This window comes from Streptomyces bambusae (assembly GCF_019400985.1).
GTDB classification, from domain to species: Bacteria; Actinomycetota; Actinomycetes; order Streptomycetales; family Streptomycetaceae; genus Streptomyces; species Streptomyces bambusae_A.
Map to the genome: position 1 here is coordinate 1 of NZ_WTFF01000152.1, position 17,647 is coordinate 17,647.

Below are 17,647 nucleotides of genomic sequence, written 5' to 3' on the forward strand. Positions count from 1 at the left end.
GGGCCGCACCGACGACTGCGTCCGGCTCCTGCGCCAGGGCGTGGCCCGGCCCGCCGACGAGATCGCCGACGCCGCCCTCGCGCTCGCCTCCGCCGGCCGGGAGCGCGAGGCCGACGCGCTGCTGAACGCCTTCGTCCGGGTCCGCACCCCCGAGGAGGCGGCCCGGCTGGCCCGCCGGGCCCCGCAGTGGTTCACCCCGCGCCTGCTGAGCGCGGCGGCCGCCGTGTCCGACGTACGCCACCGCGACCTCCGGCATGCGCTCCGCGTGGTCAAGGCCTGAACGCAACCGACCGACGAAGGCGGGAACTTGATCGATTGGGCCAACCGTGCGCGGTGGTCTTGCCCCGAAGTGTGACGGGGCTTACGGTCTCGTACCTACGCATTCCGTCTACGTGCGTAGAGGCCGGCGTCCCGTCGCAAGGAGCAGCTCATGGCCCACATCGTCCGCGCCGCACTGGTCCAGGCCACCTGGACCGGCGACACCGAATCGATGATCGCCAAACACGAGGAGCACGCCCGCAGAGCCGCCGCCCAGGGCGCGCAGATCATCGGGTTCCAGGAGGTGTTCAACGCCCCCTACTTCTGCCAGGTCCAGGAACCCGAGCACTACCGCTGGGCCGAGCCGGTGCCCGACGGGCCGACCGTGCGCCGGATGCAGGACCTCGCCCGCGAGACCGGCATGGTGATCGTCGTACCGGTCTTCGAGGTCGAGAGCCAGGGCTTCTACTACAACACCGCCGCCGTGATCGACGCCGACGGCAGCTACCTCGGCAAGTACCGCAAGCACCACATCCCGCAGGTCAAGGGCTTCTGGGAGAAGTACTACTTCCGCCCGGGCAACCTCGGCTGGCCGGTCTTCGACACCGCCGTCGGCAAGGTCGGCGTCTACATCTGCTACGACCGCCACTTCCCGGAGGGCTGGCGTGCGTTGGGCCTGGCCGGCGCGCAGCTCGTCTACAACCCCTCCGCCACCCACCGCGGCCTGTCCGCCCACCTCTGGCAGTTGGAGCAGCCGGCCTCCGCCGTCGCCAACGAGTACTTCATCGCCGCGATCAACCGGGTCGGCCGCGAGGAGTACGGCGACAACGACTTCTACGGCACCAGCTACTTCGTCGACCCGCGCGGCCAGTTCGTCGGCGAGCTCGCCAGCGACAAGGAGGAGGAGCTGCTGGTCCGGGACCTTGACTTCGACCTGATCGGCGAGGTCCGCACCCAGTGGGCCTTCTACCGCGACCGCCGCCCCGACGCCTACGGAGGACTCGTACAGCCGTGACCGATCCGCTCCTGCTCCTCCACCGCCACCGCGCCGTCCTCCCCGACTGGCTGGCCCTGTACTACGAGCGCCCCCTGGAGCTCACCCACGGCGAGGGCCGCCACGTCTGGGACGCCGAGGGCAACCGCTACCTCGACTTCTTCGGCGGCATCCTCACCACCATGACCGCGCACGCGCTGCCCGAGGTCACCAAGGCCGTCGCCGACCAGGCCGCGCGGATCATCCACTCCTCGACCCTCTACCTCAACCGGCCGATGGTCGAGCTGGCCGAGCGGATCGCGGCCCTGTCCGGCATCCCCGACCCGCGGGTCTTCTTCACCACCTCCGGCACCGAGGCCAACGACACCGCCCTGCTGCTGGCGACCGCGTACCGCCGCTCCAACCAGGTCCTGGCGATGCGCAACAGCTACCACGGCCGGTCCTTCTCCACCGTGGCCGTCACCGGCAACTGCGGCTGGTCCCCGACCAGCCTCTCGCCGCTCCAGACGTACTACGTGCACGGCGCCGTACGCGGCCGCGGCCCCTTCGCGCACCTGAGCGACGCCGACTTCACCGCGGCGGCCGTCGCGGACCTGCGGGACGTGCTCGGGCAGGCGCGCAGCCAGGTCGCCGCCCTGATCGCGGAGCCGATCCAGGGAGTCGGCGGGTTCACCGCCCCGCCCGACGGGCTCTACGCGGCCTTCCGCGAGGTCCTCGACGAGCACGGCATCCTGTGGATCAGCGACGAGGTGCAGACCGGCTGGGGCCGCACGGGCGAGTACTTCTGGGGCTGGCAGGCGCACGCCCGCAGCGGCCCGCCGGACATGCTCACCTTCGCCAAGGGCATCGGCAACGGCATGTCCGTCGGTGGTGTCGTCGCCCGCGCCGAGATCATGAACTGCATCGACACCAACTCGATCTCCACCTTCGGCGGTTCGCCGGTCACCATGGCCGCGGCCAACGCCAACCTCGCCTATCTCCTCGACCACGACCTCCAGGGCAACGCCCGCCGCGTCGGCGGCCTGCTGCTGGAGCGGCTGCGGGCGGTCTGCGCGGGCGTGCCCGCCGTACGCGAGGTGCGCGGGCGCGGGCTGATGGCCGGGATCGAGCTCACCCGGCCGGGCACCGACCGGGCCGACCCGGACGCGGCCGCGGCCGTACTGGAGGCCGCCCGGGAGGGCGGGCTGCTGATCGGCAAGGGCGGCGGCCACGACACCAGCGTGCTGCGCATCGCCCCGCCGCTCTCCCTGACCGTCGCCGAGGCGGAGGAGGGCGCCGAGATCCTGGCCGCAGCCCTCCGCACGGCCACCACCTGACCGGTCCGGCCACCCGACCAGCCCCGGCCACACAACCGACCCTGGGGAGCCGCACCATGTCCTTCCGCACCCTGATCCGCGGCGGGCTCGTCGTCACCGCCGCCGACGAGCTGCACGCGGACGTCCTCGTCGAGGACGGCCGCGTCGCCGCCCTCGCGGCGCACGGTTCGGCCGCGGCCGCGTCCTGGACGGCCGACCGTACGCTCGACGCCACGGGCAAGTACGTGATCCCGGGCGGCGTCGACGCGCACACCCACATGGAGCTGCCCTTCGGCGGCACCGCCGCCTCGGACACCTTCGAGACCGGCACCCGGGCCGCCGCCTGGGGCGGCACCACCACGATCGTGGACTTCGCCGTCCAGAGCGTGGGCCACTCGCTGCGGGAGGGCCTGGACGCCTGGTACGCCAAGGCCGACGGCAGGTGCGCGATCGACTACGCCTTCCACATGATCCTCTCGGACGTCAACGAGAGCACCCTGAAGGAGATGGACCTGCTGGTGGAGGAGGGGATCACCTCTTTCAAACTGTTCATGGCCTACCCCGGCGTCTTCTACAGCGACGACGGCCGCGTCCTGCGGGCCATGCAGCGCGGCGCGGCCAACGGCGGTCTGACCATGCTGCACGCCGAGAACGGCATCGCCATCGACGTCCTCGTCGAACAGGCCCTCGCCCGCGGCGAGACCGACCCCCGCCACCACGGCGAGGTCCGCAAGGTCCTGCTGGAGGCCGAGGCCACGCACCGCGCGATCCAGCTCGCGCGGGTGGCCGGCTCCCCGCTGTACGTCGTCCACGTCTCCGCCGAGGAGGCCGTCGCCGAACTCGCCGCCGCCCGCGACAAGGGCCTTCCCGTCTTCGGCGAGACCTGCCCGCAGTACCTCTTCCTGTCCACCGACAACCTCGCCGAGCCCGACTTCCAGGGCGCCAAGTACGTCTGCTCCACCCCGCTGCGCCCGCGCGAGCACCAGGCGGCGCTCTGGCGGGGACTGCGGACGAACGACCTCCAGGTGGTCTCCACCGACCACTGCCCGTTCTGCTTCCGCGGCCAGAAGGAACTCGGCCGCGGCGACTTCTCCAAGATTCCCAACGGGCTGCCCGGGGTGGAGAACCGGATGGACCTGCTCCACCAGGCCGTCCTGGACGGGCACATCAGCCGCCGCCGCTGGATCGAGATCGCCTGCGCGACCCCGGCCCGGATGTTCGGCCTCTACCCGCAGAAGGGCACCATCGCGCCGGGCTCCGACGCCGACATCGTCCTCTACGATCCGCAGGCCGAGCAGGTCATCTCCGCCGAGACCCACCACATGAACGTGGACTACTCGGCGTACGAGGGCAGGCGGATCACCGGGCGGGTCGACACCGTCCTCTCCCGCGGCGAACTCGTCGTGGACCGGCGCCAGTACACCGGCCGGGCCGGCCACGGCGCCTTCATCCCCCGCTCCACCTGCCAGTACCTGTAAGGAGCCGTGATGGACTTCGGTCTCGTCCTGCAGACAGACCCGCCCGCGTCCCAGGTCATCAGCCTCATGAAGCGCGCCGAACGCAACGGCTTCCGCTACGGCTGGACCTTCGACTCGGCGGTGCTGTGGCAGGAGCCGTTCGTCATCTACAGCCAGATCCTCGCCAACACGCAGAAGCTCCGCGTCGGGACCATGGTCACCAACCCCGGCACCCGCACGTGGGAGGTCACCGCCTCCACCTTCGCCACCCTCAACGACATGTACGGCAACCGCACCGTCTGCGGGATCGGCCGCGGCGACTCCGCGATGCGCGTCGCCGGGCGCAAGCCCAACACCCTGGCCCGGCTGGGCGAGGCCATCGACGTCATCCGGGACCTCGCCGAGGGCCGCGAGGCGCTCGTCGACGGCAACCCGGTCCGCATCCCCTGGATCAAGAACGGGAAACTCCCGGTCTGGATGGCGGCCTACGGGCCGAAGGCGCTGGCCCTGGCCGGCGAGAAGGCCGACGGGTTCATCCTCCAGCTCGCCGACCCGTACCTGACGGAGTGGATGGTCAAGTCCGTCCGCGAGGCCGCCACCCGGGCCGGCCGGGACCCGGACGCGATCACGATCTGCGTGGCCGCCCCGGCGTACGTCGGCGACGACCTGGCGCACGCGCGCGACCAGTGCCGGTGGTTCGGCGGCATGGTCGGCAACCACGTCGCCGACCTGGTCGCCCGCTACGGCGAGCACTCCTCCCTGGTCCCGGACGCGCTGACCGACTACATCAAGGCCCGCCACGGCTACGACTACAGCCACCACGGCCGGGCCGGGAACCCGTCCACGGACTTCGTCCCGGACGAGATCGTGGACCGCTTCTGCCTGCTGGGCCCGCCCGCGGCCCACATCGACAAGCTCCGGGTGCTGCGGGACCTCGGCGTCGACCAGTTCGCCGTCTACGACATGCACGACGCGCGGGAGGCGACCATCGACGCGTACGGCAGCGAGATCATCCCGTTGTTGAGATGACACCTGGCGGCGGGGGCCGACCGAAGAGTCGGCCCTCCCAGCTCGGATTCAACGAGCCGTGCGACGCAGGTCCGCGGCAGAGGAGCTACCAGATGGTGGAGAATCCGAGCCGCAGACGCTCCTGGTCATTGGCCACGTCGAGGGCACCGCCCCGGACACTGGTGGCTTCGTCCGTGGTCAGACCCCGTCCGAAGATCCGGACGTCATCGAGGCCGCCGTTGAAGAGTTCGGTGACTCCGACGGGCTGATCGGGGAAGTCGGGGCGTGCACCGACGTGGATGCTGAAGTCGCCGGGCGGGGTGATGTCGCCGGCCGGAGCGGCCGCCGTGAACTCCTGCCCACCGTCGACGGACAGCACCAGCTGTCCGTTCTGGCGCTTGAAGACGACGTGGTGCCAGTTGCCGTCGTTGTAGGAGGACGTGGTCGCCACCTCGGCGTACGCGTCGCCGGTGCTGATGGCGGCGCGCAGCCGGTTCTTGCCCGGTTCGGCCTTGAGCCAGAACTGCCGGACCTTGTCACCCATGCCGTATCCCCAGACGATGGGCAGCCCGCCGGACGTGGCCGAGTGCTTGAACCACGCGGCGACGGTGAAGTCGCCCTGTCCCAGTCGGAGCGACGGGGAGCAGTTGACGATGCGCAGGTAGTCGTCCTGCCCGTCGAAGGCCATCGCCTTGCCGGCGCCGCGGTCGGTGAGCTGTGCCCCGCCGTGGATGACGGCGTGGTTCCGGTAGTTGTTGGGGCCGGTGTCCGAGGTGCGCGGCAGACGCAGTTCCCGCTGCGCCGCGTCCATCTGGGTCTCGGTGAACGAGGTGAAGCTCACGTTGCCGTGCGGGATGTTGCCGGCGTTCTCGTAGAGCACGCCGATGGCCCCGGTGGGCGACAGCGTCAGGTCGGAGTAGCCGGCTCGGCCCGAGGTGACCACCGTGCCTACCGTCTGCCAGGTCTTTCCCTCGTCGTACGAGGAGCGCACGGCCAGCTCCCGCCGGTCTTCCAGTGTGTTGGGGCCGAGGCGGGCGGGGGCGGAGAAGAGGATGCGGTCCCGGGCCCCGCCCATGTCCTTGGCGCTCATGCGCAGCAGTGAACCGTAGACCGGCGCGGTGTCGAGGTTGGGCACGGGCGCGAAGGGCGCGGCGAAGGTCGCGCCGCCGTCCGAGCTGGTGGCTGCCAACCGGTGCTCGTTGGTGTTGCACCTGGCCGAGCTCCGCGCGTTCACGTACAGGCCGCCGTCGGTGGTCTCCACGACGGCCGGCTCGGCCGGGTGGGCGGTGCTGGTGCCGACGTCGGAGCGTGCGCCAAGGGCCCAGGTCAGGCCGCCGTCGTCGCTGTAGTAGAGCTGCCCGCCGGCCTTGCCGTCCTTGGTCGTGTGGTCACCGGTCACGACCAGCCGGCCATGGTGCGCGCCGCGGCTGAGCTGGATGCCGTGCCCGGGCCCGGTGGAGACCCAGCCCCAGTCCGCGGACTTCAGGTGGGCGAGCGAGGCGCCGTTCTGCCAGCCGGCTCCTTCGTCGATGCTGTGCGCCACGCGCAGACTCCGAGCCCCCCGGTCGAGGGTTCCGTCGGGGTTCTGGCTCCAGTCGCTGGTGGCGTACAACAGGGAGACCCGGCCGGTCACGGCGTCGACGACCGGCGAGGGGTTTCCGTGCGCGTCGTCGTCGTTCGCACCGGCGACCACGGTCAACGGCCCCCAGGTCCGGCCACCGTCCGTCGACTTCTTCATCACGATGTCGTTGTGCCCGATGTCGCTGCAGGTGTCGACCCGCCCTTCCGCGAAGGCGAGGAGTGCACCGGAGCGGGTGGTGACCAGGGACGGAATCCTGAAGCAGTAGTAGCCCTCGCTGCGGGCGGCGAACGGTGTGGACGTCTCGGACCCCACCGACGCCGAGGTCGTCGCCGCGGTCGCCGGGGACGGTACCGAGGGAACCACGGCGACGGCGCCGAGCACGGTGAGGCCCAGCGCCGCGACCGTCCACGCGGGCGGAGCCGAGCGACGTGCACCTGGGCGTTGCTGACGAGCAGATGGCATGAAATGTGTCTCCTACTTCTACGGGTGGCGCCGCGCGGTCCTGTACCGACGTGCGGCGTACAGAGCCCCGCCACCGGTTGACGGTGGGGCGGCAACGTCGTTTCCGGGACGCTGCGCGGCGCGCTGACATCCAGGCGTCTGTGGCCGGGTGGGGAAGGCGCTGCGGAGGACGGCCCCTGGTGGCCGGCCGGGCTTCCAGGAGCCAGGACGGACCCGGGCGGAGCTGTCCGTCGGGCGTCGCGCACGCCGAGAGGCCGGAGCCCACCGGAGGTTGTGGCGGGGCCGGCGCCGACCGCATCGAGGACCTGGCGGGGACAAGGGTCGCAGAGTGCCTGCGGCCGCAGCGAACGATAACCGCTCGATCGGGAGTCCGCATACCGCGTTTCCGCGGTCCGCCGAGCTGACCGCACCCGGTGTGGCCCAGCCGGCGGTGCTCGACGAACAGGACATGCCCGAGCCCGCCCCGTCCGCCTGATGCCGGCGGGGGCGGCGGGATGCGAGACCGCCTCTTCACCTGCCGGCCACCGATCCCGGTGGGGTTTGTCGGACCGGCGTGGTGTGATGGAGACATGATCGAAGACTTTCTGGCCCGTGACCTGTCCACTGTCGAGGAAGCCGTCCGCAAGGCCGCGGCGGTCGAGATCATGCCGCGGTTCCGGCAGCTCGCCGAGCACGAGGTCGACGAGAAGAGCGGACCCCACGACCTGGTGACCGTCGCGGACCGGCGCGCCGAGGAGCACCTGACCGCCGCCCTCACCCGGCTGCTGCCCGGGTCCGTCGTGGTCGGCGAGGAGGCCGTGCACGCCGACCCGGGCGTGTACGGGGCGCTGCGCGGCGACGCCCCGGTGTGGATCGTCGACCCGGTCGACGGCACCCGGCAGTTCGTCGGCGGCGACCCGGCGTTCTGCACCCTGGTCGCCCTGGCCCAGCACGGCGAGATCCTGGCCTCGTGGACGTACGCGCCCGCGCTGGAGGAGCTGGCCACCGCCGTGCGCGGCCAGGGAGCGTACGTCAACGGCGAGGCGATCCGCAGCGGTTCGCCCGAGCCGGGCGCCGAGCTGCGCGTGGCCATCGCCCACCCGCTCTACACGAGCGAGCACGACAAGCAGGTCCTCGGGCGGCTCGACGTACCGGGCGTCGCCGCGCGTCCCTGCGGTTCGGCGGGCCTGGAGTACCTGAAGGTGGCCCGCGGCGAGATGGACGCGCTCGCCTTCACCTGGCCCTCCGCATGGGACCACGCGGCCGGCCTGCTGCTGGTGGCGGAGGCGGGCGGCGCGCAGTGCACGGTCGCGGGGGAGCCGTTCCGCATCGACCGGGACAACACGCTGCCGTTCGCGGTGGGCCGCGACGAGCCGACCGTACGGCGGGTGCGCGACCTGCTGCGCGGAGAAGCGTGAAGGGGAGGCGTGACGGGGAGGTGTGACGGGGAGGCGTAGCAGGGCGGCGCCACGGGAAGGCGCGCGGTGAGGAGGCAGGAAATGGACGGGGGTCCGGCCCGCCGGGCGCCATATCCTGGAGGCCGTACGCCACGGGCAGTACGCCAGCGGACGTGAGGAGTCGCAAGGTGCCGTCGATTCTCGATGCCGTCGTGGTGGGGGCGGGGCCCAACGGGCTGACGGCCGCCGTCGAACTGGCCCGGCGCGGCTTCTCGGTGGCCGTCTTCGAGGCAGCCGACACGGTCGGCGGGGGAGCGCGCACCGAGGAGCTGACCCTGCCCGGCTTCCGGCACGACCCCTGCTCCGCCGTGCACCCGCTCGGCGCGGGCTCGCCCGTCTTCGCCACCATGCCGCTGAAGCGGTACGGACTGGAGTGGCTGCACGCCCCGCTGGCGATGGCCCACCCCTTCGACGGCGGCCGCGCCGCCGTCCTCTCCCGCTCGGTCGCCGAGACCGCGGCCTCCTTCGGGCCGCGCGACGCGGGCGCGTACCGGCGGCTGGTCCAGCCGTTCCTCGGCAGATGGGAGACGCTGGCCCGCGACTTCATGTCCCTGCCGGACACCGCCCTGCCCCGCGACCCGGTGACCCTCGCCCGGTTCGGGCTGGCCGGACTGCCGCCGTCGACCTGGCTGATGCGGCGCTTCCACGACGAGCCGGCCCGCGCCCTGTTCGCCGGGCTCGTCGCCCACGTCATCGCCCCGCTCGGCGGGATCGCCACCGGCGCGGTCGGGCTGGTCTTCGCGCTGGCCGCGCACGCGGTGGGCTGGCCCGTGCCCCGCGGCGGGTCCCAGTCGATCTCCGACGCCCTGGCCGGCTACCTGCGCGACCTGGGCGGTACGGTCCACACCGACTTCGAGGTCAAGCGCCTGGACGACCTCCCGCCGGCCCGCGCGTACGTCTTCGACACCTCGCCGCGGGCCCTGGCGCGGATCGCCCGGCTGGGGCGGGCGTACGACGGCTACCGCTACGGGGCCGGCGTGTTCAAGATCGACTACGCGCTGTCCGGGCCGGTGCCGTGGACCGCCGAGGAGGCCCGCCGGGCCGGCACCGTGCAGATCGGCCCGCGCGCCCGCGACATCGACGCCGCCCTCCAGCTCGCCACGGGCGGCCGCGCCCCGCGCAACCCCTTCCTGATCACCTCCCAGCCCAGCCTGGTCGACCCGTCCCGGGCCCCCGAGGGCAAGCACGTCCTGTGGGCGTACGGTCATGTCCCCGCGGGCTGGGAGGGCGACCTCACCGACGCGGTCGAACGCCAACTGGAGCGCTTCGCCCCGGGCTTCCGCGACCTGGTCCTGGCCCGCGCCACGGCCGGCCCCCCGCAGCTCGCCGCCCGCAACGCCAACTACATCGGCGGCGACATCGCCTGCGGCTCCGCCGCCGGCCTGCAGCTCCTGCTGCGTCCCAAGCTGTCCCTGTCCCCGTACACGACGGCCCACCCGGCCGTCTTCCTCTGCTCCTCGGCGACCCCGCCCGGCCCCGGCGTGCACGGCATGTCCGGGCACAACGCGGCCAAGGCCGTGTGGCGCCGTCTGCGAAAGGCCTCGTAGTGGTACGCATCGTGCTCGTCCAGGGCGACATCACCGAACAGCAGGTCGACGCCGTGGTCAACGCCGCGAACTCCTCCCTCCTCGGGGGCGGCGGCGTGGACGGCGCCATCCACCGCCGCGGCGGCCCGGACATCCTGGCCGCCTGCCGCGCCCTGCGCGCCTCCCACTACGGCAAGGGCCTGCCCACCGGCCGGGCCGTCGCCACCACCGCGGGCCGCCTCCCGGCCGAGTGGGTGATCCACACCGTGGGCCCGCGGTTTACCCAGGACGAGGACCGGTCGGAGCTCTTGGCTTCGTGCTACCGGGAGTCGCTCCGTGTCGCGGACGAACTGGGTGCGCGTACCGTGGCTTTCCCGGCGATCTCGACTGGGATCTACGGCTGGCCAATGGCCGACGGCGCCCGTATCGCGGTGGAAACGGTGCGCGCCACGCAGACGGCTGTCGAGGAGGTCCGCTTCGTCCTCTTCGACACGCCGGCCTACGCGTCCTTCGAGGCGGCCCTGGCCTGACCCGTGGGCCCGGTGTATCAGGCCAACGTCGAGGAGGTCAGGTTTGTCCTCTTCGATGAGGAGGCGTACCGGGCGTTCGCTGAGCAGCTTTCCTCGTAGCCCTGTCGTGGAGATCCCACCTTGCCTGAGTCGGATCCGGACCAGCAGTCGCGCAGGCGGCCCTGTGAGGTGACGCGCAGGCGGAGGGTGCCCTCCATCTGGAATCCGGCCTTGAGGGCGACGGCGCGGGAGGCGTCGTTTCCGACGCGGGCCATCCACGTGATGACTGGTAGGCCGAGGTCTTCGAAGCCCCAGCGGCAGATCCGGATGACGGCCTCGGTCGCGATGCCCTGGCCGCGGGCGGACTTGCCGATCCAGTAGCCGATCGAGGGTGCGTGCTTGGGGCGCTGGTGGAGGCTGATCACTCCGGCCCGCCGGCCGGTGGCGGTGGTGGTGATGACGAAGGTGCTGTGGCTGTCGTGGATGCGCGCGACCGGCGGGCCAGGCCGGCAGCGTCGGCGTCATCCGCGTGGATACCCCGGAGCAGCTTCCGGACGCCTTCGGCTTCGCCACCCCCTTCGACCAGCCCGAGGCGACCGAGGACGGCGGTGCCGGCTGCTGCGCCGCCCGGGCCGTCCTCACCATCGGAGCGCCCGCCCCGCGGGAGGCTGCTGACCGCCGTGGCCGACACCGAGGCCGGCGCGGCCGCGACCGGAACGGGGGTCCGGTCACGGCCGCGCGCCGTGCCTCGCCCTGTCAGGCGGACGGCGAACCGGACGGTGAGGGAGACGGCGAGGCGTAGGCGCGATCGCAGTGGGGCCAGTCGCCGAAGTTCTTCCCCCGGCTCCACAGGCGGTGGGCGGCCTGGATGTTCCATTCCGGGTCCAGCGCGTCGCGGGGCGTGCCGCCCAGTTCGCGCAGCCTGCCGTCGGAAATCTGGAAAACGCCCCAGTTCCGGGAGCCGTTGGTGTTGGGCAGGATGTGGAACGGATCGAGGAACGACTGGCAGTCGGCGATGGCCACCGCACGGTCGGGTGCCTCGTGGAACACCTCGCGTACGCGCTGCCGCACCTTCTCCGGCGACCAGGAGGCCATCCGGATCCCCGGCGAGTAGAGCGCCTTCTTCGTCTCGTCGCCGACCACCCCGTTGGGGCTGATGCCGGACAGCACCTGGAAGGCGGTCACGCGGCGAAGGGTCTGCGGGCCGAAGTCGCCGTCGACGTCGATGCCGGCCCCGGCGCGGGCCAGCAGCCGCTGGGCCTCCCGCACGCAGGCGTCGTGCTGGCCCATGCTCACCGGCTGCGTGCAGGCCTTCGAGAACAGCAGACGCTCCTCGCCGCCGGCCGTGTCGCTGCCGGATGCGGACTTCGTACCGGACACGGTAACCACCCATGCCGTGGCCCCCAGCGCCAGGGCGAGCGCGATCACGGCGAGGGTCTGAGCTTTCCTGCGCCGCCCGGGCGGTCGAGGGGCGGGCCCGGCGGTCGGCACGGGTGCGGCGGCCGGTCCCGGTTCCGGTTCCGGTTCCGGTTCCGGGCCCGGGTCCGGAACCGGGTCCGGGCCCGGGTCCGGGTCCCGGATCAGTTCCGGTGCCCTCTCCTGATCCGTGGCCGCGTCGCGACCGGGCTCCCGGCTGGCGTCCGCCAGGGCCCAGAGGCGGTGCAAGCGCCGCAGTTCCTCCGGCGACGCCCCGCAGGCCGTGGCGAACCGGTGCGCCGACCCGTAGTCCTGCGGGACGTACGAGCCGGAGCAGTACCGGTGCAGGCTGGAGCTGCTGATCCCGGACTTCCGGGCGAGTGCCCCGTAGCTGAGGCCGGACCGTTCCTTGAGCGCCCGTAAGCAGGCGGCGAACTCTTCGAACTCCAAAGGCTGCGACGCCATGGCTCTCCCCCCTGGTCCCCACCGCGGTGCCGCGCCAGTGCTCCGTCCCAGCGGTGTCCCAGCTGGTTGACGGAGGCCCAAGGTCCCGGGCGTTGCGGCGTCCCAGCATCCCACCGGGGTGCGATTTCTTGCTAGACAGCGGCGGCCCCTGCCAACTTCGCCGTGCATCTCCGTCCCTCACTCAGGAGGAAGAGTGATCACGAACTTCAGGTCCAAGCTGACGAAGTACGGCCTCGTCTCCGCGGCCCTCGTTTCACTCGCCGTACCGGCGGCCGTCGTCGCGACGGCCGGGCCCGCAGCCGCGGCGTCCTGCACCTCGACCGGCTCCAAGTACGACGGGCGCACCTTCCGCATGACGGCGGGCGTGGCCGCGAACATGCGCAGCGGTCCCAGCACTCAGTGCGCGATCAAGGGCTGGGCGGACAACCAGAACTACCTGGTCTACTACTGCTGGGAATACAACTTCGACAGGACCGCGACCTGGACGTACCTCTACAACTCCACCGACAGGACGTACGGGTGGGTCAGCGACCATCTCCTGCCCAGCGGGGGCGCCAACGAGAGGTGTTACGTCTGATCCCTGGCCACCGCGCCATCGCCTGACGTAGTCGGCCGGCCCGGACCCCCGGGCCGGCCGCTCGCGCGTCCACGCCGGCAGCAGTGGCCTCAGCCGCCCGAGGCGGCCGCCTCCCGGTACAGGGACACGGTCGTCTCGCCGAGGATCGCGCTGTACGAGATCTCCGGGACCGTGCCGCCGCCCTCGTAGCCGCCCACTACGCCGGCCAGGGTGCCGTCCGTGGCGAGCCAGGGGCTCCCGCTGGTGCCGCCGCTGTACCGGCGCCCAGCTGCACGGCGGGGAGTCCACAGCGGTGCTGGTGGAGGAGTACCTCGACGGCGAGGAGATCTCCGTCGAGTGCGTCACCCACCAGGGCGTCACCATCCGGTCGCTGTCACCCGCAAGCAACTGGGCTTCGCCCCGTACTTCGAGGAGACCGGCCACAGCGTGGACGCCGCCGACCCGCTGCTGCCGCAGGTCGGCCCCATCGCCCATGCCGCCGTGGCCGTCCTGGGCGTCACCTCCGGCATCCAGCACGTGGAGATGCGGCTCACGGCGACGGGGGTGCGCATCGTCGAGGTCAACGTGCGGATCGGCGGCGACCTGATCGGCAAGCTCGTCCTGCTCGCCACCGGCATCGACCTGCCCCGGACCGCTGCCGACCTCGCCCTCGGCCGCCGCCCGACCTCACCCCGACCCGGCACCAGGCCGCGGCCATCGCCCTGCTCTACCCCGACACCTCGGGCACCGTCACCGTCCGGGGCATCGACTCTGCCCTCGCCGGAGCCGACTGGCTGCACCAGACCAGCTGGATCCTCGATGACGGCGACCGCGTCACCCTGCCGCCCGAGGGCGATGTCGACGTCGCCCGCGTCGGCCTCGTCGTCGTCACCGCGGGCGACCCCGGCCAGGCCCGCGAGCGTCTCGATGAGGTCACCCGCCACATCACGATCACCGTTGCACCCGCTGTCTGAACCCCGAGACCTGGAGCCCCTTGGCCGACACCTCCGACATCGACGGCGACGTGTGGGTATCCCCCCGCTACCTCGCCGGCAGTGCCGCGAACGCCGACCCCGTCTTGAAGCCGCTGTTCGACCTCGGCTTCGACCGCCACAACCACGAGGACGGCAACCTCTACCTCGCCTCCCCGGACCGCAAGATCCGCCTCGGCTTCCTCCCCGAAGGCGAAGACGACGGCATCTGGCGCATCACCGCCTACCAGGACCCGTTCGCCGCCCCCGCCTGGGGCGTCTGCTTCAACGACACGGCCCCCACCGAACTGGTCACCGCCTTCACCACCGCGCTCGCCGACCCGGCCCCGGTCGCCCGCTGGGACAGCTTCCTCAGCTCACTGCTGCGCCCGCACCTCCAGCTCACCCCGGCCGTCCCGCCCCCGCCGCCGGCACCGACCCCGCTGGACGTACACCGCCGCACCGGGACAAGGCCACGGCCGGCCCTCACCACGACCAGCGTCCCCCGCTGGAGCACCAGCACCAGCACCAGCACTCGCCCAGCCGCCGCCCGCCGCTGACCCCCGCACCCCGGAGCCCACGTGCCACTGCACGCCAAGAAGTTCTTCGCCGAACTCAACCCGGCCTTCACCACCAGCACCGTCATCGGTGACCGCTACTACGCCGCCCTCGCCGACGGCTCGGCACTGCGGCTGCGCATCGACTTCGCCCCGACGATCCGCCACGGGGAGTACGACGGACTGCGCCTGACCGTGATCCACCCCGAACGCGGCGCCCTCCACGTGGAGACCCTCGCCTTCGCCGACCACCACACCTTCACCCACCGAGACGCCGCACGCGGCAAGTCCCCGGGCCACGACGGCTACGCCCGCATCCGCGACTGGCACGCGTCCGGCCCACCGCCCTGGCGGGGCGCCGACCTCACCGGACTGCGGCAGGCCGTCACCGACTTCACCGCCATGTGGATCGACCCGCCGGCCGCCCCCTCCAGCGGACCCCAGCACGACCGGACGAGTGCGGCACCGAACCTCGACGCGCCCGGGCTGCGTCACCCGGCCGGCTTCCGGGCCGCCGACACCGACTTCCTCGACCTGCTCCACCAGGCGACCCTGCTCGTCTTCGACTTCGCCGAGTACGGCACCCTCGACGGCATCCCCGTCTCGCAGAATCTTCGCTACGCCCGCGAAGGCGTCCGCGACACTCGGCCTGCCGACCGAGTACGGGGTCCTGGCCGAGGCCGAGGCCGTCGCCCACATCACCCAGACCGCCGGCCGCCCGTACGGGCCCGGCACCGCCGCGGCCCTGGCCCGCATCGACGCCCTTAAGCCTGGAAGACCAGCATGCCCTGGTCAAGGCAGCAGCCCACCGCTACCGCGTTCCCCAGGCACAGCCGTCCCTGCGCGTCGCCGACGAACTGGGCGCCCGTACGGTCGCCTTCCCGGCGATCTCCACCGGGATCTACGGCTGGCCGATGGACGACGGGGCGCGGATCGCGATCGAGACGGTCCGCGACGCGAAGACCTCCGTGGAGGAGGTCCGCTTCGTCCTCTTCGACGCCGCGGCCTACGAGGCCTTCGAGGCGGCGGCCGCACCGGAGGCCTAGCCGGGCTTGTCGTGGCCGCGTCGGGTTTGTCCACAGGGCGGGTGTGACGGGACGGGACTGTCCCCGGTGGTCGCTAGGCTGCTGGAATGACTCTTTCGGACGCACCCCCGCAGACCCCGGCCGCCGCCCTGGAGGTGCTCAGCAGAGTCTTCGGGTACGACTCCTTCCGCGGTGAGCAGCAGCAGATCATCGAGCACGTCATCGGCGGTGGCGACGCCCTGGTGCTGATGCCGACCGGCGGCGGCAAGTCGCTCTGCTACCAGATCCCGGCGCTGGTCAGGGAGGGCACCGGCGTGGTGGTCTCCCCGCTGATCGCGCTGATGCAGGACCAGGTGGACGCGCTCACCGCCCTGGGCGTGCGGGCCGGGTTCCTGAACTCCACGCAGGACCCGTACGAGCGGCAGGCCGTCGAGCAGGCCTTCCTCGCCGACGAGCTGGACCTGCTCTACCTGGCCCCCGAGCGGCTGCGCACGGAGGGCACCCAGCGACTGCTCGACCGGGGCAAGGTGTCGCTCTTCGCGATCGACGAGGCGCACTGCGTCGCCCAGTGGGGCCACGACTTCCGGCCCGACTACCTGGCCCTGTCCATGCTCCACGAGCGCTGGCCGAAGGTGCCGCGGATCGCGCTGACCGCGACCGCGACCGAGGCGACGCACGCCGAGATCGCGGCGCGGCTGCGGCTCGCGGACGCCCGGCACTTCGTCGCCAGCTTCGACCGGCCCAACATCCAGTACCGGATCGTCCCCAAGAACAACCCGCAGAAGCAGCTGCTGGAGCTGATCCGGACCGAGCACGACGGCGACGCCGGCGTCGTCTACTGCCTCTCCCGCTCGTCGGTGGAGAAGACGGCGGCCTTCCTGGCCGAGCAGGGCATCGACGCCGTGCCGTACCACGCGGGCATGGACGCCGCCACGCGCGCCGCGAACCAGGCGCGGTTCCTGCGGGAGGACGGGGTCGTGGTGGTGGCCACGATCGCGTTCGGCATGGGCATCGACAAGCCGGACGTGCGGTTCGTCGCGCACCTCGACCTGCCCAAGTCGGTCGAGGGCTACTACCAGGAGACCGGCCGGGCCGGCCGCGACGGCGAGGCGGCCACGGCGTGGCTGGCGTACGGCCTGCAGGACGTGGTCCAGCAGCGCAAGATGATCGAGGGCTCCGAGGGCGACGAGGCCTACCGCCGGTCGCTGGCCGCGCACCTCGAAGCGATGCTCGCGCTGTGCGAGACGGTGGACTGCCGGCGGACGCGGCTGCTGGCGTACTTCGGCCAGTCCGGCACGCCGTGCGGCAACTGCGACACCTGCCTGACCCCCGCCGAGTCCTGGGACGGGACGGTCGCCGCGCAGAAGCTGCTGTCCACGGTGTGGCGGCTGGCGCGGGAGCGGCGCCAGAAGTTCGGCGCCGGCCAGATCATCGACATCCTCCAGGGCAAGAAGACGGCCAAGGTCATCCAGTTCGACCACGACGCGCTGTCGGTCTTCGGGGTGGGCGCCGACCTGGGCACGGCCGAGTGGCGCGGGGTCGTCCGCCAGCTGCTGGCGCTGGGGCTGCTCGCGGTGGAGGGCGACTACGGGACGCTGGTGCTGACGGACTCCAGCGGCGAGGTGCTGGGCGGCCGGCGCACGGTCCAGCTGCGCAAGGAGACGGCGCCGGCCGGCGGGGCCTCCCGGAAGGGATCGGGCTCCGGCTCCGGCTCGCGTTCGGGCAAGGGCGGCGCGCGGGTGCCGGTCGACCTGCCCGCTGCCGCCGTGCCGGTCTTCGAGGCGCTGCGGGCCTGGCGGGCCGGGACCGCGCGGGAGCAGGGCGTGCCGGCGTACGTCGTCTTCCACGACGCGACGCTGCGGGAGATCGCGACGCGGCTGCCGGGGACGGTGGCCGAGCTGGGCACGATCAGCGGCGTCGGCGAGGCGAAGCTCGCCAAGTACGGCGAGGGCGTGCTCGAAGCATTGGCGGGCCATCTGGGCGCCGGCGGCGCCGGCGGCACCGGCGGCACCGGCGGCACCGGGGCCCAGGCGGCTGCGGCCCTTCCTGAGGAGGGGGCTCGGGCGTCGGACGCACCCGGACCGAGCCCTGCTGCTGTCTCTTATTAACCTTTCCGAGCCCACGACAACG

General features: G+C 72.3%; 15 protein-coding genes and 2 pseudogenes. 13 read left to right on the plus strand and 4 right to left on the minus strand.

Annotation, left to right across the window (positions count from 1 at the left end; translation table 11 throughout):
* From GPJ59_RS20840 to GPJ59_RS20860, 5 genes and pseudogenes are all read left to right on the plus strand, one after another.
* A pseudogene (locus tag GPJ59_RS20840) lies at positions 1-280 on the plus strand (hypothetical protein); the annotation flags it as partial.
* Between the two features lie 150 nt (positions 281-430).
* Positions 431-1,273 (plus strand): nitrilase-related carbon-nitrogen hydrolase, encoded by an 843-nt coding sequence (locus tag GPJ59_RS20845; protein WP_219668744.1) that lies wholly within the window; start codon positions 431-433, stop codon positions 1,271-1,273.
* Positions 1,270-2,568, plus strand: coding sequence for an aspartate aminotransferase family protein (locus tag GPJ59_RS20850; RefSeq protein ID WP_219668745.1), 1,299 nt, complete (start codon positions 1,270-1,272; stop codon positions 2,566-2,568). Before GPJ59_RS20845 ends, GPJ59_RS20850 begins: the two co-directional genes overlap by 4 nt.
* 56 nt (positions 2,569-2,624) lie before the next feature.
* Complete coding sequence (gene hydA / locus GPJ59_RS20855) at positions 2,625-4,025, plus strand: dihydropyrimidinase (RefSeq protein WP_219668746.1); 1,401 nt, start codon at positions 2,625-2,627, stop codon at positions 4,023-4,025.
* A gap of 9 nt (positions 4,026-4,034) precedes the next feature.
* Positions 4,035-5,033 carry a TIGR03842 family LLM class F420-dependent oxidoreductase gene (locus GPJ59_RS20860; RefSeq protein ID WP_219668747.1) on the plus strand — a complete coding sequence of 333 codons (999 nt, stop codon included), beginning with the start codon at positions 4,035-4,037 and terminating at the stop codon, positions 5,031-5,033.
* Between the two features lie 85 nt (positions 5,034-5,118).
* Here the strand turns inward: GPJ59_RS20860 and GPJ59_RS20865 are convergent, their stop codons facing one another.
* Positions 5,119-7,056, minus strand: coding sequence for a sialidase family protein (locus GPJ59_RS20865; RefSeq protein WP_219668748.1), 1,938 nt, complete (start codon positions 7,054-7,056; stop codon positions 5,119-5,121).
* Between the two features lie 569 nt (positions 7,057-7,625).
* Between GPJ59_RS20865 and GPJ59_RS20870 the strand changes: the two genes are divergently transcribed.
* The 3 genes from GPJ59_RS20870 to GPJ59_RS20880 all read left to right on the plus strand — a co-directional run bounded on the left by GPJ59_RS20870 (position 7,626) and on the right by GPJ59_RS20880 (position 10,548).
* Complete coding sequence (locus GPJ59_RS20870) at positions 7,626-8,453, plus strand: inositol monophosphatase family protein (protein WP_219668749.1); 828 nt, start codon at positions 7,626-7,628, stop codon at positions 8,451-8,453.
* Positions 8,454-8,620: 167 nt separating this feature from the next.
* On the plus strand, positions 8,621-10,039 hold the full coding sequence (locus GPJ59_RS20875; protein WP_219668750.1) for a phytoene desaturase family protein: 1,419 nt from the start codon (positions 8,621-8,623) through the stop codon (positions 10,037-10,039).
* Complete coding sequence (locus GPJ59_RS20880; protein ID WP_219668751.1) at positions 10,039-10,548, plus strand: O-acetyl-ADP-ribose deacetylase; 510 nt, start codon at positions 10,039-10,041, stop codon at positions 10,546-10,548. Before GPJ59_RS20875 ends, GPJ59_RS20880 begins: the two co-directional genes overlap by 1 nt.
* A gap of 17 nt (positions 10,549-10,565) precedes the next feature.
* Here the strand turns inward: GPJ59_RS20880 and GPJ59_RS20885 are convergent, their stop codons facing one another.
* Positions 10,566-11,012, minus strand: a complete 447-nt coding sequence (locus GPJ59_RS20885) for a GNAT family N-acetyltransferase (protein WP_219668757.1) — start codon at positions 11,010-11,012, stop codon at positions 10,566-10,568.
* 271 nt (positions 11,013-11,283) lie between these two features.
* Entirely contained in the window at positions 11,284-12,408 is a 1,125-nt protein-coding gene (locus tag GPJ59_RS20890) for a helix-turn-helix domain-containing protein (RefSeq protein ID WP_219668752.1), read from the minus strand.
* A 193-nt stretch (positions 12,409-12,601) separates the two neighbouring features.
* Here GPJ59_RS20890 and GPJ59_RS20895 point away from each other — a divergent pair, with 193 nt between their 5' ends.
* Positions 12,602-12,985, plus strand: a complete 384-nt coding sequence (locus GPJ59_RS20895) for an SH3 domain-containing protein (RefSeq protein ID WP_219668753.1) — start codon at positions 12,602-12,604, stop codon at positions 12,983-12,985.
* A gap of 356 nt (positions 12,986-13,341) precedes the next feature.
* Here GPJ59_RS20895 and GPJ59_RS20900 read toward each other — a convergent pair whose 3' ends face one another.
* Positions 13,342-13,908 carry a hypothetical protein gene (locus tag GPJ59_RS20900; protein WP_219668754.1) on the minus strand — a complete coding sequence of 189 codons (567 nt, stop codon included), beginning with the start codon at positions 13,906-13,908 and terminating at the stop codon, positions 13,342-13,344.
* 50 nt (positions 13,909-13,958) lie between these two features.
* Between GPJ59_RS20900 and GPJ59_RS20905 the strand changes: the two genes are divergently transcribed.
* The 4 genes and pseudogenes from GPJ59_RS20905 to recQ all read left to right on the plus strand — a co-directional run bounded on the left by GPJ59_RS20905 (position 13,959) and on the right by recQ (position 17,625).
* The gene (locus tag GPJ59_RS20905; RefSeq protein WP_219668755.1) at positions 13,959-14,495 is read left to right on the plus strand and encodes a DUF317 domain-containing protein; all 537 of its coding nucleotides are present in this window, start codon (positions 13,959-13,961) and stop codon (positions 14,493-14,495) included.
* Between the two features lie 21 nt (positions 14,496-14,516).
* On the plus strand, positions 14,517-15,260 hold the full coding sequence (locus GPJ59_RS20910) for a hypothetical protein (RefSeq protein WP_219668756.1): 744 nt from the start codon (positions 14,517-14,519) through the stop codon (positions 15,258-15,260).
* A gap of 68 nt (positions 15,261-15,328) precedes the next feature.
* Positions 15,329-15,538, plus strand: a pseudogene (locus GPJ59_RS20915) (macro domain-containing protein); the annotation flags it as partial.
* A gap of 86 nt (positions 15,539-15,624) precedes the next feature.
* A complete protein-coding gene (gene recQ / locus GPJ59_RS20920; RefSeq protein ID WP_258024687.1) occupies positions 15,625-17,625 on the plus strand; it encodes a DNA helicase RecQ in 2,001 nt (666 codons plus the stop codon).
* Positions 17,626-17,647: the final 22 nt, after the last annotated feature.

What these genes read in the sequence shown, in the direction of transcription:
- GPJ59_RS20870 (WP_219668749.1), top strand. Translation starts at nt 7,626, where the DNA reads ATGATCGAAGACTTTCTGGCCCGTGACCTGTCCACTGTCGAGGAAGCC.
- recQ (WP_258024687.1), top strand. Translation starts at nt 15,625, where the DNA reads ATGACTCTTTCGGACGCACCCCCGCAGACCCCGGCCGCCGCCCTGGAG.
- GPJ59_RS20890 (WP_219668752.1), bottom strand. Translation starts at nt 12,408, where the DNA reads ATGGCGTCGCAGCCTTTGGAGTTCGAAGAGTTCGCCGCCTGCTTACGG.
- GPJ59_RS20860 (WP_219668747.1), top strand. Translation starts at nt 4,035, where the DNA reads ATGGACTTCGGTCTCGTCCTGCAGACAGACCCGCCCGCGTCCCAGGTC.
- GPJ59_RS20865 (WP_219668748.1), bottom strand. Translation starts at nt 7,056, where the DNA reads ATGCCATCTGCTCGTCAGCAACGCCCAGGTGCACGTCGCTCGGCTCCG.
- GPJ59_RS20845 (WP_219668744.1), top strand. Translation starts at nt 431, where the DNA reads ATGGCCCACATCGTCCGCGCCGCACTGGTCCAGGCCACCTGGACCGGC.
- hydA (WP_219668746.1), top strand. Translation starts at nt 2,625, where the DNA reads ATGTCCTTCCGCACCCTGATCCGCGGCGGGCTCGTCGTCACCGCCGCC.